15 protein-coding genes are annotated in these 13,976 nt (G+C 39.9%); 2 read left to right on the top strand and 13 right to left on the bottom strand.

Features of this window, described 5'->3' with window-relative positions; all coding sequences use genetic code 11:
- Positions 1-25: 25 nt before the first annotated feature.
- From mraZ to KR50_RS08470, 7 genes are all read right to left on the bottom strand, one after another.
- A complete protein-coding gene (mraZ, locus tag KR50_RS08500) occupies positions 26-457 on the bottom strand; it encodes a division/cell wall cluster transcriptional repressor MraZ (protein ID WP_041057292.1) in 432 nt (143 codons plus the stop codon).
- Positions 458-740: 283 nt separating this feature from the next.
- On the bottom strand, positions 741-2,360 hold the full coding sequence (gene bshC / locus KR50_RS08495; RefSeq protein ID WP_041057289.1) for a bacillithiol biosynthesis cysteine-adding enzyme BshC: 1,620 nt from the start codon (positions 2,358-2,360) through the stop codon (positions 741-743).
- A gap of 163 nt (positions 2,361-2,523) precedes the next feature.
- Positions 2,524-2,913, bottom strand: coding sequence for a DUF3397 domain-containing protein (locus KR50_RS08490; RefSeq protein WP_041057287.1), 390 nt, complete (start codon positions 2,911-2,913; stop codon positions 2,524-2,526).
- Complete coding sequence (locus tag KR50_RS08485; protein ID WP_041057285.1) at positions 2,910-3,812, bottom strand: 2-dehydropantoate 2-reductase; 903 nt, start codon at positions 3,810-3,812, stop codon at positions 2,910-2,912. The genes KR50_RS08490 and KR50_RS08485 overlap by 4 nt, the downstream gene beginning before the upstream one ends.
- 200 nt (positions 3,813-4,012) lie before the next feature.
- Positions 4,013-5,554, bottom strand: a complete 1,542-nt coding sequence (locus KR50_RS08480; RefSeq protein ID WP_041057282.1) for an acyl-CoA carboxylase subunit beta — start codon at positions 5,552-5,554, stop codon at positions 4,013-4,015.
- A 21-nt stretch (positions 5,555-5,575) separates the two neighbouring features.
- A complete protein-coding gene (locus KR50_RS08475; protein ID WP_041057281.1) occupies positions 5,576-5,788 on the bottom strand; it encodes an acetyl-CoA carboxylase biotin carboxyl carrier protein subunit in 213 nt (70 codons plus the stop codon).
- Between the two features lies 1 nt (position 5,789).
- A complete protein-coding gene (locus KR50_RS08470) occupies positions 5,790-7,136 on the bottom strand; it encodes an acetyl-CoA carboxylase biotin carboxylase subunit (RefSeq protein WP_041058166.1) in 1,347 nt (448 codons plus the stop codon).
- Between the two features lie 207 nt (positions 7,137-7,343).
- On the opposite strand from KR50_RS08470, the gene KR50_RS08465 reads away from it, so the two are divergent.
- Positions 7,344-7,817 (top strand): N-acetyltransferase, encoded by a 474-nt coding sequence (locus tag KR50_RS08465; protein ID WP_041057279.1) that lies wholly within the window; start codon positions 7,344-7,346, stop codon positions 7,815-7,817.
- 95 nt (positions 7,818-7,912) lie between these two features.
- Here KR50_RS08465 and KR50_RS08460 read toward each other — a convergent pair whose 3' ends face one another.
- The 4 genes from KR50_RS08460 to KR50_RS08445 all read right to left on the bottom strand — a co-directional run bounded on the left by KR50_RS08460 (position 7,913) and on the right by KR50_RS08445 (position 10,413).
- Positions 7,913-8,530, bottom strand: a complete 618-nt coding sequence (locus KR50_RS08460) for an RsfA family transcriptional regulator (protein WP_052476907.1) — start codon at positions 8,528-8,530, stop codon at positions 7,913-7,915.
- Positions 8,531-8,612: 82 nt separating this feature from the next.
- On the bottom strand, positions 8,613-9,389 hold the full coding sequence (locus KR50_RS08455; protein WP_041057278.1) for an enoyl-CoA hydratase/isomerase family protein: 777 nt from the start codon (positions 9,387-9,389) through the stop codon (positions 8,613-8,615).
- A 238-nt stretch (positions 9,390-9,627) separates the two neighbouring features.
- Complete coding sequence (gene rpmF, locus KR50_RS08450; protein WP_041057276.1) at positions 9,628-9,801, bottom strand: 50S ribosomal protein L32; 174 nt, start codon at positions 9,799-9,801, stop codon at positions 9,628-9,630.
- Positions 9,802-9,861: 60 nt separating this feature from the next.
- The gene (locus KR50_RS08445) at positions 9,862-10,413 is read right to left on the bottom strand and encodes a YceD family protein (protein WP_041057274.1); all 552 of its coding nucleotides are present in this window, start codon (positions 10,411-10,413) and stop codon (positions 9,862-9,864) included.
- A 273-nt stretch (positions 10,414-10,686) separates the two neighbouring features.
- Here KR50_RS08445 and KR50_RS08440 point away from each other — a divergent pair, with 273 nt between their 5' ends.
- Positions 10,687-11,895, top strand: coding sequence for a nucleotidyltransferase (locus KR50_RS08440; protein WP_041057272.1), 1,209 nt, complete (start codon positions 10,687-10,689; stop codon positions 11,893-11,895).
- Positions 11,896-12,054: 159 nt separating this feature from the next.
- Here KR50_RS08440 and KR50_RS08435 read toward each other — a convergent pair whose 3' ends face one another.
- Entirely contained in the window at positions 12,055-13,104 is a 1,050-nt protein-coding gene (locus KR50_RS08435; RefSeq protein ID WP_041057270.1) for a SepM family pheromone-processing serine protease, read from the bottom strand.
- Positions 13,094-13,891: a patatin-like phospholipase family protein gene (locus KR50_RS08430; RefSeq protein ID WP_041057268.1), complete on the bottom strand. Its 798-nt coding sequence runs from the start codon at positions 13,889-13,891 to the stop codon at positions 13,094-13,096. Before KR50_RS08430 ends, KR50_RS08435 begins: the two co-directional genes overlap by 11 nt.
- Positions 13,892-13,976 lie beyond the last annotated feature (85 nt).

Raw genomic sequence — 13,976 nt, 5'->3', positions numbered from 1 at the left:
GGGTCACCTCAATATTTCTTTACATTTATAAATCAAAATCAATCAGGTTCTCTGCAATCTCTGCAAAAGAGTCCTCTTGCTCATCTAAATACGTATCCCAAATGGATTTTCCCCAAATTTCAATTCGGCTTGACACTCCAAGGATCATACATTCTTTTTCGATTTTCGCATAATCAAGTAAATTTTTAGGCAGGTTTATACGACCCTGCTTATCGATTTCACATTCTACAGCTCCAGAAAAGAAAAACCTCGCAAACGCACGGGCATCCTTTTTTGTTACAGGAAGGGAACGTACTTTTTCTTCGAGACGGCGCCATTCATTCATAGGATAACCGAAAAGACATTGATCAAGTCCTCGTGTAATAACGAAAACATCTTCAACATATTCACGGTGTTTCGCAGGAACAATAATTCTGCCCTTCGTATCAATATTATGTTGATATTCTCCCATGAACATGCGTCTTTCCCACCTCTCCACCTAAATGTACCACAGTCCCCCACTTCGTACCACTTCTTTCTTTACATTCTAACATAACTGTAATCTAGGAAATAGAGGCGATTATAAAAATTATTTTTTATATTTCTGAATTATTAGAATAGTGTAAAGGAAGAAGTTTCTTTATCAACCATAAAGCAGCGGTTTTTTTTCATTCAGCAAGACTTTTGACTAAACTTTGGTGTGAATAGTTAAATAAAAAACGGGTGCAGTTCCATTTATAAGGAACTGCACCCGTTTTTTATCATACAAATATTACCTTGTGATCATGGTCAAATTTAAAATTCAGCTTTACTAATTCAGAGGCAAAATCAATACCGTATTTGTTTAAAAAGTAAAAAACATTCCATATTCGCTCTTGAGGTCCGTCCTCTGGAATAAGTCTTGATTCAACCTGATCGTATTTTGTCAGCTCAACATGATGCTTAAAAGACAAATAGTCATTTGTTTTTCTTTTTAAATAGGCTAATTGCTTTTCATGTATGGCTAAGTTTTTTTCTACAATAGCAGGCAGTCCAGGATGAAGGTCTTCTGCTTTTTGCTTCATCTTACTATATTGATCATCAATCAGTTTTTGTGTTTCTTCGATATATTCTTCCATTGCTTCATCTTTAACGCTTGACCAAAACTGATCCTTCTCTTTTTTTACACCGGTCTTTAATACGGAATGGATTGAAAGGTTTAGATCAGTCAGTTTCTGTTGAATATCCCGCTCAACAATCGTGATATTCAGTCTGGGCATAATCGGAGGCATTGTCAGATCGAGTTGTTCAAAAGCACGTTTTAGCTCCGCCCAATAGGCGATTTCTCCGGGCCCTGCGATAAAAGAGAGTGAAGGAAAGAGCCACTCTTGCATAAGAGGCCGGGTCACTACATTATTGCTGAATAGATGAGGCGACTGATCAATCAACTCTTCAAGCACTTTATGTCCAAACTTATTGCTTCCATTTTTGTCTTGATAGCCATCAGGCGTTTTGAAAAGCAATATCCGCTCACCATTTATTGTCATAAATAAATTCACAGCATTTTTTTCAATCTCGATTAATGAATGGAAGCCATCTTCCATTAGCAATTCCTGCTGTTCGAAGACAGATGAAGTTATCTTTTCACTTTGATCCAGCAGTCTTTTAAAAAAGGGCTGTTCAATTTTTCTCAGTTCCTTATCAGCTGAATCTATGACAAGCAAACCTTCTTCTTTAAATAGATCCATTATAATAAAGGCAAACAAATCAGTTATCGAAGCTGATTCTTCAATTGCACCATCCAGCATTTCAATAAGCACTGAGGTATGAGATGTTTCGCCAAAATCTCTCAGAATCGATCTGACCCATTTTTTCATGGAGGATTTTTCAAAGGATGTATCAGATGCCATTCTTTTATCGAGCACCCGTTCAGCGTACCCTTTCTTATTTAGTTGACCATCTCTTTCTACATATACGTGATTGATCTCCATAAAATCGTGGTCTTCTCCGGCAATCCAAAAAACCGGTATAACAGGGACACTCAAGCTTTGAGACTGCTCTTTCGCTAATTGTATAATGGAAATAACTTTATGTATGGCATAAAGCGGGCCGGTTAATAACCCTGCCTGCTGGCCTCCAATGACCACCACACCATCCGAACGTAAATCAGCAATCGATTGTTGTACAGCAGGGCTCGATGGCAATGGTTTCATATATGCTTCTATACAGTCAGCAAGATCTGCCCGTTGAAACGAGCGTTCCTGCAATTCTTTTAACCGTTTATTATAAGCCTCCTGACCGTTGTACCCATAGTGAAAATTAGACAGGACTTTTTTGTCCTGATTCAAGTAATGTGAGGCAAACGGTTGAATGGCAGGAAGCGGTATGTTTTCCAATAGCATAGCTTAAAACCCCTTTTTCGGACATTCTCATTAAAGATTATAGCATCTGGGGTCTTAAATACGAAAGAAGATGCTTCAAGATAAGGAACTCAAGAATCCAGCTATTTATCTTTGAAGTGATAACATGGTGTATTCAGATTCAATCCTTTGCTAATCAAGCAGCTTAACTAATAGACCTGATAACACTGTAGAGTATTCCAAAAGCAAGCAGGAAACTGTAGATCATTAAGAAAAAAGCAAAATTCATCCGCCAAAACCCTCTATATAGTTTATGCCAATCAAAATCATCATTTTTCTGCCAAATATAAAAGGCTAATATAATTCCAATTAAAGCCATGAAAATGAGAATAAGCCATAACAAAGAAACGTTCCAGATCGTTAGGAATAAAAAGTAGACAGAACCAATTACAAATGGCGTGGCTCCGTAAATAGCGAGGTTAACAGCATATCTATGGTTTTTAGTCAGCCATTTTGCAGACGAAAAAAGCAGGATATACACCAGAATGGGCATAGCGATAAAAATAGAAATTACAAACGCAATAGCGTTGGTCAATGCCTGATCCCCTCTCTATATTCAATGGCAAGAATACTGTCATAGATGAAATTCAACAGCGGCAGCTTGATCTTCATTTTTCTTCCTTTCTCAAGGGTATATCCGATAATTGCCTCTACTTCAGTCGGCCTGTTTAAACTCACATCTGTTCTCATCGAAGAACTGTTTGCGGCTGTTGATTTGCATAGAGATTCAATCACGTCGAAAGAAAGTGAATCCCTCAGATCGAAAAAAACCTGCATTACTTCATCATAGAGAGAATGCAGCAGCTTATGCAGGTGCGGGTTGGTGATCAGCTCTCCATTTTTTACATCGAACAACGCTGTGAGGGAATTAATTAAGGTGTTTTTCACTAATTTTTCTGCTAAAAGTGCATAGTAATCGTCATGAAATTCAATTGGAAAAGAGTCAGCCCTTTTTTCTGCAAAAAAAGAAATAGCTTCGGATTTTCCCTTTACTGCTGCAATTTTCCATTTACCTACACCATTATGAAGGACCGCATTTTTTGAAAGCCTTTCTGCTCCATGTTCAACCGTGCTGACAAAGACGTGATGATGCGGCAGGTTTTCAGCCATCTTCAAATGGGACATCCCGTTCTGTATAAAAATAATGGGCACAGTTACAGGCAGCGAGGAAAGTGAAGGGTACAATAAGGATAGTTGATATTGTTTTACTGTAACGATGTAACAATCGCTTTCCTTCTCTCGCTCAATATAGCTGCTGGCCGTTACATCTGACCAATTCGTATTCTGATCAGCGTGCAGCGCAATTCCGTTCGCTTTTAGATCATCACTTTGATCTTTTTGCCTTGTAATCAGATGTACATTATGACCGAGTTGAGTTAATTTTGCTGCAAATAACAATCCGATCGCACCTGCTCCAATTACAGTAATCTTCATATAGCCACCTTCTTTTGTACTAGTTTAGCACTCATCAGCTTTACTTAATTTTAATAGCAGTATGTACTATTTTAATTAAAATCTTTTTATTATCCCTGCAGCTAAATCTCAATCTCAATCAACAGATTAAAAAAGAACTTTACACCTCTGACGAATAATTCGACAAGAGCTTGTAAAGTTCCTTGCTTATCTTTTCTTAATTATACTGGATTAACAGAACGTTTTTTAGGTGCGGGTGCAATTTTTTTCGTCGAGTAATAATCAAATCGCTTGATTAGCTCATTTCTTAACTTATCAGGCTCGACGATATCATCAATAATCAGTTCAGAGGCAAGTTTATAAAGATCAATTTCTTCCTTGTACTCCTGATGCTTTGTCTGAACGTAAGCAATACGCTCTTTCGGATCTTCAATCGCTTGGATTTTGTTAGAGTAGACGGCATTTACTGCAGCTTCAGGTCCCATGACTGCAATTTGAGCTGTCGGAAGCGCGAGACAGCAGTCCGGTTCAAACGCCGGTCCGGACATGGCATAAAGTCCTGCACCGTACGCTTTTCGAACCACAACAGAAATTTTTGGCACAGTAGCTGAACTCATCGCTGCAATTAGCTTGGCTCCGTGTCTGATTATCCCGGCACGTTCTACTTTCGTCCCGATCATAAATCCAGGAACATCTGCTAAAAAGAGCAAGGGAATATCGAACGCATCACATAACTGAATAAATTTCGCACCTTTATCTGCTGAGTCTACAAAAAGGACTCCACCTTTTACCTTCGGTTGATTCGCGATTATTCCAATAGGTCTTCCGTCCATCCGCCCGAACCCTGTTATAAGCTCAGGGGCAAAAAGCCCTTTAATTTCAAAAAAACTTTCACCATCTACTATTGTTTCAATCGCATCATACATGTTAAATGGAGCATTTTGATTTTGCGGGATCAGCTCTGATAATTTTTTTTCGGAAGATGGATTGATTTTTTCCAAAACAGGGACAGCAGATTTAAAATTTGAAGGAACATAACGTAAATAATCTTGAGCAAGCTTAATTGCCTCTTCTTCGTTCGCTGCCAGTATATCACCGCATCCGCTGACTGAACAGTGCATGCGCGCACCGCCCATTTCTTCGAGTGAAACTTTTTCCCCGATCACTTTTTCCGCCATTCTTGGTGAACCGAGATACATGGACGCATTGCCATCTACCATTATGACAATATCACAAAAAGCAGGAATGTATGCGCCGCCTGCAGCTGATGGTCCAAATAGCAAGCAGATTTGCGGGATTGAACCCGATAAACGCACCTGGTTATGAAAAATTCTTCCCGCTCCTCTTCGGTTAGGGAACATATCCAGCTGATCCGTAATCCTGGCACCTGCTGAATCCACTAAGTAAAGCAAAGGGATCATCAGCTTTTCGGCAGTTTCCTGTATGCGAATAATTTTTTCAACCGTTCTTGCTCCCCACGAACCCGCCTTAACGGTAGAATCATTTGCCATAAAGCATACGGGTCTTCCGTCAATTTTACCTGTCCCGGTCACCACACCATCTGCGGGTAAATCACCTGCAGTCTGGTTGGCAAAAAGGCCATCTTCTTGCAGAGATCCTTCATCTAAAAGCAGTTCGAGACGTTTTCTTACAAAGAGCTTTCCGGCTGCTGCCTGCTTTTCATGATACTTATCATGGCCGCCTTTTTTAATGGACTGTGTTATTTCTTCAAATCTGCTCTGGTTTTCTGTTTGATTGTTCATACGATTTCCCCCTTATGAAACTTAAGCTAATACCGCTAAGACGTCGCCTTCATTTACGAAATCTCCTATTGCTACCTTTAATTCTTTTACAGTTCCGTCTTGTTCTGAATCAACCGGAATCTCCATTTTCATTGATTCTAATACTAAAACGGTTTGACCTTTTGATACAGAATCTCCTTCTCCCACTAAAATTTGAAATACTGTTCCTGCCATTGATGATTGAATTTCCTTCATATTAATTCTCTCCTTTTTTCATCTGTTGTAGTGATTGTGTGTGATAATGTCCGCTTTTGAAGCTCTCAGAATTAAGTACTGTTTTAAACAGCGGAAGATTTGATTTAACTCCTTCAATCGATACTTCATCTAATACTTTTTCAGCTTTCATTAAACATGCTTCTCTTGTCTCATCGCTAATAATAATTTTTGCAATCATTGGGTCATAATAGGGTGTTATTTTATTGCCCTGTTCGTAACCGAAATCAATTCGAATATTCTCACCTTCAGGGAAACTTGCTTTTGTAAGTTCGCCCGGGGAAGGATAAAAGGTCACAGGGTCCTCTGCGTACAATCGAAATTCTACTGCATGTCCATTTTCCTTAATCTGATGCTGACCAGTGATCGGAACCGGAATATTTTGAGCAGTAACAATCTGCCACTCTACAAGATCAATACCTGTGATCATTTCTGTTACCGGATGTTCCACTTGAAGCCGTGTGTTCATTTCAAGAAAATAAGCGTTTTCGCTTTCGTCCACAATCATTTCAATGGTACCTGCATTTCGGTAGTCAACGGCTTTAGCTGCTTGAACAGCTGCCTTTAAAATATGTGAACGTGCAGTATCAGTCAGCTGGGGAGAGGGTGATTCTTCAATAATTTTCTGGTTCCTGCGCTGTATAGAACAATTTCTTTCGTATAAATGATAGATTTCTCCATCGGCACTGCCAAAAATCTGCACCTCTATATGCTTGGCATTTGGTATGTATTTCTCAATAAAGAGATCTCCTGATCCAAAGTACGATTCCGAACGCTTTTTCGTACTTTCAAAGTGCTGAGTGAGCGCTTGCTCATCATTACAACGAACCATTCCTACACCACCCCCGCCGTTGCTCGCTTTCAGCATCACGGGATAGCCTGCCTTGTCAGCGAATTTAACCGCCGACTCAAGATCTTCAGCCATGCTTTCCTGACCGGGAACAACAGGCACTCCCGCATCAATCATCGTTTTTCTGGCTTTGATCTTATCTCCCATACTCGCGATGATTGAAGAACTCGGTCCAATAAAGCGAATACCAGCTTCTTCTGTCATTTTAGCAAAATGAGCATTTTCAGATAATAATCCATAGCCAGGATGAATGGCATCTGCTCCTTCCTTAATCGCAATGTCTAAAATATCCTGTGCTTTTAAATAAGATTGAACAACAGGAGAAGGACCGATTAAAAAAGAATAATCTGCCTGCTTAACAAACGGCAGGTCTGCATCTGCTTCAGAATAAACGGCAATCGTTTCAATATTCATTTTTTTGCACGTGCGAATAATGCGCAGAGCAATTTCTCCCCTGTTTGCGATCAATATTTTTTTCATCATTGACTGCCCCTTTCTATTAAACATAAAATCATCCACTCTTCTATTACAGCAAGTTCTCCTCTTATTGTAAACGCTTTCTATTCAAATGTGCAGAATTTTTTGTTTCGTTGTTATATAATAAAGAAAAATACTGCTAAAAATGTTTCTTTCGCTAAGTTTGCGAAGAGTACTTTTAGCACAAAAGCTTTTAAGGGGTGTTCGTGCATGGCATTTAAAGTTGAGCATTTGCGTATAAATTACAAAACACTGGAAGAATTTAATAAATTTAGAGAAGTCGGCCTGCAGGAGCTTTCGATGAAAGATGAATTGGAATCAAATATGGTGGAAAATGACAGCGACTCTCCTTTCTATGGCATTTATCTTGGCAATAAGTTAATTGCCAGAATGAATCTTTACCGCAGAGACGCACGCTTCGACTTGTATTTTGAACCAGCTCAGGATTATTTGGAATTATGGAAGCTTGAAGTGCTGCCGGAATATCAAAAAAAGGGGTATGGGGCACAGATGGTGGAATTCGCCAAAAGCTTTGGTCTTCCTATCAAAACGAATCCCAGAGTTCAATCTCACGACTTTTGGCAGAAGATGGGGTTTGAAAAAGTAACCTACGATATGGAGCGCGACCGTGGTGAAAACCCGCTAGTCTGGTATCCTGAAGGGGTTACGGAACAAAAGCATTAATCAGCTTATTTAGTAGAATGGTACAGATGAAAATAGTTTAAAAACCCGTATGGAGCTTCAGGCGGCTCCATACGGGTTTTTATTCTCATCTATTTTTATAAGTCAACTGCCTCATTTTGTTCTGTTCTTGTCGGATTCCGATTCAATCTGAACAAGTTCCCATTCGGCTCCATTTTAAATACAGGAGCCTCATATGCTTCTTCTTTTCCTTCTTCCACACCAAGCTTTCTTGCTTTTTCTATAAGGTAGAGCAGAGCCCGATAATCCTCTTCTAGACCCTGAATCTTCATTTCTAGTTTTTCTTTTTCTCTCGTTGCATTTTCAAGGGATTGCTCTGCTTTATAGTATTTCTCTTTCCAGTCTACAGTATGGTCGTGGGAAGAAATTCGCTCGATCCAATTTGCAAGCTGACTTGTCATTTCTTCAGCAGACCAATTCAAAGATGTTTTCACAGCAGCTGCAGGTGCAGCGGGCGTTGCAGCTTTTCGGCTTGCATATCTTTCTTTTTTCGCCTGATCAATTTGCTGCTGGCATTCTTTTCGCAGACAAGAATTCCATCTAAATCCGCAAGCTGCCGGTGTACGGTTCACTTTTTGGGCAATCTCTTCAAATGCTCTTAATTGAGTGCTTCCGTTGCGAATATGAGACAGCACTGCATCCTCAAGCCATCTGTCTTCTTCTTCTGTCCAGCCATCTTGTCTAAGCTTTGTCATCTCTTTAACCCCCTAGTAATATTGAATCTACTTTTAGTCTATGCAAGAACAATAGGAAATAGACACAAAAAAACACGAAATTTTAAGATTTCGTGTTTTTACGAGAGGAAGAGTTTAAGAATCTTTCGACTGCTTCATGATGAGACTCTTTTCCCCAGAGTACTGAACATGCTTGGATTTCCATTTTCATCCGTTCATGCAAGTCTCCTTTTTTCCATTTTTCAGTCATCATTTTTTTATAAGCTGACAAAACATGGACATTTTTCAATAAGATAGGCTGCAGCAGATTCATGGCTTCTTCGAGCGTTCTTTCCTGCACGATGAAGTCTATAAACCGCTTTTCAAACAGCTCTTCGGCACTGTAAAAATCAGCGGCAGTCAATATGTGTAAAGCGTCAGCAGGCTGAATCCGTTCATAAAGAAGCGTACCGCCTCCCCATCCTGTGGTAATCGACAGGTTTGCTTGAACAAATCCCATTTTGATCTTTGGATAGGCAATTCGAAAATCACACGCTGCTGCAATCTCACACCCTCCTCCGACGGCTGTTCCATTCAGCAGCGCAACCGTTATTTTTGAAAGAGTTGATAATTCGTATAAGATCTCCCCCATTTTAGATAGCATGCTATGCGCTTCTTCTGCGGTTTTTAATGCATGGAATGCCTGAAGGTCTCCACCTGAGCAAAATGCATCACTGCCGCTGCCTGTTATCACAAGAGCCTTGATTGCATCATCAGCTGTCGATTGCTCAATCGCTTTACTCAGTCCGTCCATTACTTCATAATTAATTGCATTTTTTTTATCCGGACGATTGATAGTGAAAATTAATACCGATTCTCGCTTTTCGATCTTGTATACCAACTCTTCACTCCCCCTTTTTTCATGATCTGTACGATTGTACCATGCAGAATTTAAAGATATAACCCTGACAAAAGGTTGATAGGGTAAATGACAGCAGAGGATCTTTTTAGAAGAATAAATTGTCAATCATTCTTTCGTTTTCGCTAATGTTCAAAAAGATTTATTCAGACAATAAAAAACCCGTACAAGAGCCATGGCCTCTCATACAGGTTTTTTATACGAACTGATATCAGCTCAATTATTTGTTAACGATTTCCTTGCCCTTATATTGTCCGCACGCTTTACACACGCGGTGAGAAAGCTTCATTTCTCCGCAGTTAGAGCATTCTACCATACCTGGCACTGACAATTTCAAATGCGTACGACGCTTTCTCTTTGCAGTTTTCGATGTTCTTCTAAATGGTACCGCCATGTTTCCCACCTCCTTATAGAGAGTGATTGTAAAATGAACGTTCTTAAGAAGGTTCATGTTTTACGTATTTTTGTTTTCGTCGAAAAATTTCGCAAGATCAGCTAAACGTGGATCCGTTTTAGGCTGTTCATTTTGTTCCGTTTCTCTTTCACGTTCAAGCTCTTCCTCAGACACTACTTCCCAGCCTTTGCCGTTCAGCATGCCTTCGTCTTCCATCGCTTTGTCGCTAAACACTTGCAATGGAACTTGAAGAATAAGAATTTCCTCAATAATAGGTTCAAGATTCACTACTTCGCTGTCAAGCAAATGTATTTCTTCTTCAAGCCCTTCTTCCATATGGGAAGGATTGAGTAGAAAGGTTTCTGTGGTATCAATAGACACAGGATAAGGAACATCAACCAGCGTTCTCGCACAAGGAAGAGTAAGAACTGCTTCAATGTGTAAATGAAACGTAATTTTTGACGAGCTAATATCTGCTCGTCCTGTCACATGAACAGGACTTACATCTCTTATCTCGGAATCCCGTTCAGGCAATTCTTTTAATTCAATCGTCTCGTCTATAGAGAACGCTTCGTTACGAAATTTTTGTAATTGAATGATTGACCATTTCATATGTCATCACCTCAAGGCACAAAGTTGATTATATTCCCTTAATAAAGGAATGTCAAGATTTTTTCTTTACAACATGTCATAATTACTTATGTAGATTAAAACCTTCTGCCATAAAGGTTTTAAACGATAAGGTAATTGCTTATAACGTGCTGCAGAGAACTTTCAAAATAAAAAGACCGATGCTTCCACCCATCGACTTCAAATGCTATTATAACCTAAATGAAACCTGCTATAAAGTATAAATTGTTACAGGATGTGAACAGGGGGAGTAAAATGAAAGCAACAGGGATAATCGTTGAGTACAATCCATTTCACAACGGGCATTTACTGCATGCAGCAGAATCACGCAGAGCCGCTGGTCATGATGTATTAATTGCCGTGATGAGCGGTCCATTTCTGCAAAGAGGTGAACCGGCTCTCGTTTCAAAATGGGCCAGAACAAAAATGGCACTCACTTCCGGCGTGGATCTGGTTATTGAGCTTCCTTTTTCATTAGCCGTTCAGCATGCGACGCATTTCGCCTCAGGAGCTGTAAGAATCCTTCATTCTCTGGGCTGTGAGTCCATTTGTTTTGGGAGCGAAGACGGCTCTGTGGAGTCATTTAAAGAGACTGTTGCCTGGAGCACCGAAAATAAAGAACTTCTTGACGGTCAGATTAAGTCTTACAGTAAAAAAGGAATCAGTTATCCTTCAGCAGTAGCACTAAGCTATGAAGAGTTAGCTGACGGCACATCAAAAAAGGTAGACTTATCTAAACCGAATAATATGCTTGGCCTGCAGTATATGGAGGCAATCGAGCAGTATGCCCCGTCCATACTCCCGTATACAATTAAGCGTCAGGCTTCAGGCTATCACGATCCGACTCTTCATGAAAATAAAATATCGAGTGCTACAAGTATTCGAAAAACGATTGCAGAGTCCTCTCTTTCCTGCATAAAAGACCATGTGCCTCCAGCAGTCTACACTGAGTTATCTGAGTATTATGAGCTAACTGGTCAATTCCATACCTGGTCGCATTACTGGCCATTGCTTCAGCATGCGATCCTTACTAAGTCACCCGAAGAACTAAGAGGTTATTATGAAATAGAAGAAGGGATTGAATATCGATTACTTGATGCAGCAAAACAGTGCCAGTCCTACCGTTCTTTTATGGAAGCTGTGAAAACGAAACGCTACACCTGGACCCGGATCCAAAGAATCCTTACTCATCTTCTGAACGGATCTAAAAAGGAGGAAATTTCCTTACACCTTTCCCCATCCTATCTGCGCCTCCTCGGAATGAATAGCACAGGCAGAAGCTATTTGCAGCAGCATAAAAAACATTTATCTCTGCCTTTAATCAGCAAGATAGGAAGAGAAAATGAGAAGCTGTTAAATTTGGATATTAAAGCCGGCATGGTTTATGCAATGGGGGTTCATGATACAAGGGCTCGACAGCAATTGATGGAAAGCGATTTTAAAATGCCGCCCATCATCCTTTAGTCTTACCTATTTAATGGACAATCTCCATTTACTTATATTCATTTTATGTTTAAAGCGGATTCACAGTGTTTTAGAAAAGAACTGGTTAGTTATATAGAGAAAATGAATCCTGCAAAAAGGCCGAGACGTATGTCTCAGCCTTTTTACAACCTGTTCAGTTTACGATTTTACATCCAGCCCTTCAAGAAACTCCAGCGCATCTTCAAATGTTTTGATCGGGACTATTTCCATAGAGCTTTCGATCGCTTCTGCCGTTTTTGCTGCTGATTCATAATTCGTTAAAATTTCAGGATTTTCTTCGATTATTTCTTCAGGGATCGTATCGTCTGGCGCGAGGAAATATTCAATGCCCTGTTTATCAGCAGCTACTACTTTTTGATCGATTCCCCCAATTCTTCCAACAATTCCTTCACTTGAAATAGTGCCTGTTCCTGCAATGTCATAGCCTTTAGTCAGATCTTCTTCTATTAACTGGTCATAAATTTCAAGGGAATACATCAATCCGGCTGATGGGCCTCCGATATCCTCTGAATTAATGTAAACAGAGGGATCTGTTTCAATGCTGCGGTCATCTACAAGAGAAACTCCCAGTCCTACCTGCTCTGGTGTTTCAGGAAATGCTTTCAGCGGCAGTGTTTCTTCTATTATCTGATCGTTTCGCTCCACCCTGATTGAAACTTCTTCTCCTTCTTTTTTATCTTTAACATACTCAATAAATTCCTTTGAGGACTCAAAAGAATTACCATCAATCATAGTGATTCTGTCTCCAGCACGAAGAACATCTTCAGCAGGCATATCAGAGAAAACATTTAATATATAAATGCCACGGTAGCTGAATGAATAATCTGCCTGTGCCTCTCTAAACGCAACTTCAATTGCTTGAACAGCCGAGCTGTCCATAAGATGAAGCTGCCTCACCGAATATTCTTCATCACTTTCATGCGGATTTCTTATTTCATTTACAGGATACACAATTTGATAATCATCAAATTGTGCCCATATGTAGGCAAATATATTTGCCTGTACCTGGGATACAGTCATAAGGGAAAAATCTCCCTTGCTGCTCGTACCCTCGTTAACCTCAACAATTTCATCAAGCGCAAATGCACTTCCCGGTTTTTGAATGTAGTAAGGAAGTGTATAAAAGCTTGCCACTGCAAAAATGAGAACAGCTGCAGTCAGGATCCAAAGCCATACTTTATTTTTCATTTCCCATTTGATTCTCCTTCCAGTAATCAATTGCTTGATGAATAGCAGGCAAAGCTTTTCTTGCCTCATCTTCGCCAAGCAGAATAATGTCAGCAGCCTGCTGAAATGTTTTGCCGCCAAACTGCTCTACTTTAGGACTTATCAATACATCTGCAGTTGACAGCTTATATCGTAGCACTTCAGATTGTAAAATATCTATACTCTGCATAATAACATCATAAATTGTACTTATTTCAGCATTTCGTTTCACTTGAGAAACATCTACCCCTATCACGACATCAGCACCCATCTCTCTTACCACACTTGAAGGAACGCGATCAATTACTCCTCCGTCAACCAAAAGCCTTCCATCCACTTTCTCAGGCACAAAGATGCCGGGTACGGAGATGCTTGCTCTTACGGCTATATCGACTGGCCCTGTTGTAAAAACAACCCTTTCCGCTTTTACAATATCAGTTGCCACAATAGATAAGGGAATGACTAAATCTTCAATATGCTTCTGATGAGTAAAAAGCTTAATGAATTGTTTTATTTTTTCTCCGGAGATAAACCCCATCCTTGGAATGGTAATATCAACAAAGAACTTGCTTCGAAACGTATGAGCAAGCCGGTAAAGATCTTCAAGCTCATGACCGGCACAATACATCGCCCCAACTAAAGAACCCATCGAACTTCCTGCAACCAAATGAACAGGAATATTCTCATCTCGCAGAACTTTCAAAACGCCAAGATGCGCAAATCCTCTTGCCCCGCCTGATCCCAATGCCAGACCAATTTTTGGTTCCATCTTCTCCCCTCCAATAGTCGAACGTTCTAATATGATGGTAAAAACATACTTTATACAAAATAGCAACGTGTCCACTTAAGTCATT

The sequence above is a fragment of the Jeotgalibacillus campisalis genome (genome assembly GCF_000829515.1).
GTDB lineage: Bacteria > Bacillota > Bacilli > Bacillales > Jeotgalibacillaceae > Jeotgalibacillus > Jeotgalibacillus campisalis.
The sequence above is the reverse complement of the archived record's forward strand: the minus strand, read 5'-3'. Positions and strand labels throughout refer to the sequence as shown.

Bases quoted from the DNA above. Each gene is read 5' to 3' on its own strand.
- mraZ (WP_041057292.1), bottom strand. From the start codon at position 457: ATGTTCATGGGAGAATATCAACATAATATTGATACGAAGGGCAGAATT.
- bshC (WP_041057289.1), bottom strand. From the start codon at position 2,360: ATGCTATTGGAAAACATACCGCTTCCTGCCATTCAACCGTTTGCCTCA.
- KR50_RS08485 (WP_041057285.1), bottom strand. From the start codon at position 3,812: ATGAAGATTACTGTAATTGGAGCAGGTGCGATCGGATTGTTATTTGCA.
- KR50_RS08480 (WP_041057282.1), bottom strand. From the start codon at position 5,554: ATGAACAATCAAACAGAAAACCAGAGCAGATTTGAAGAAATAACACAG.
- KR50_RS08475 (WP_041057281.1), bottom strand. From the start codon at position 5,788: ATGAAGGAAATTCAATCATCAATGGCAGGAACAGTATTTCAAATTTTA.
- KR50_RS08470 (WP_041058166.1), bottom strand. From the start codon at position 7,136: ATGAAAAAAATATTGATCGCAAACAGGGGAGAAATTGCTCTGCGCATT.
- KR50_RS08465 (WP_041057279.1), top strand. From the start codon at position 7,344: ATGGCATTTAAAGTTGAGCATTTGCGTATAAATTACAAAACACTGGAA.
- KR50_RS08460 (WP_052476907.1), bottom strand. From the start codon at position 8,530: ATGACAAAGCTTAGACAAGATGGCTGGACAGAAGAAGAAGACAGATGG.
- rpmF (WP_041057276.1), bottom strand. From the start codon at position 9,801: ATGGCGGTACCATTTAGAAGAACATCGAAAACTGCAAAGAGAAAGCGT.
- KR50_RS08445 (WP_041057274.1), bottom strand. From the start codon at position 10,413: ATGAAATGGTCAATCATTCAATTACAAAAATTTCGTAACGAAGCGTTC.
- KR50_RS08440 (WP_041057272.1), top strand. From the start codon at position 10,687: ATGAAAGCAACAGGGATAATCGTTGAGTACAATCCATTTCACAACGGG.
- KR50_RS08435 (WP_041057270.1), bottom strand. From the start codon at position 13,104: ATGAAAAATAAAGTATGGCTTTGGATCCTGACTGCAGCTGTTCTCATT.
- KR50_RS08430 (WP_041057268.1), bottom strand. From the start codon at position 13,891: ATGGAACCAAAAATTGGTCTGGCATTGGGATCAGGCGGGGCAAGAGGA.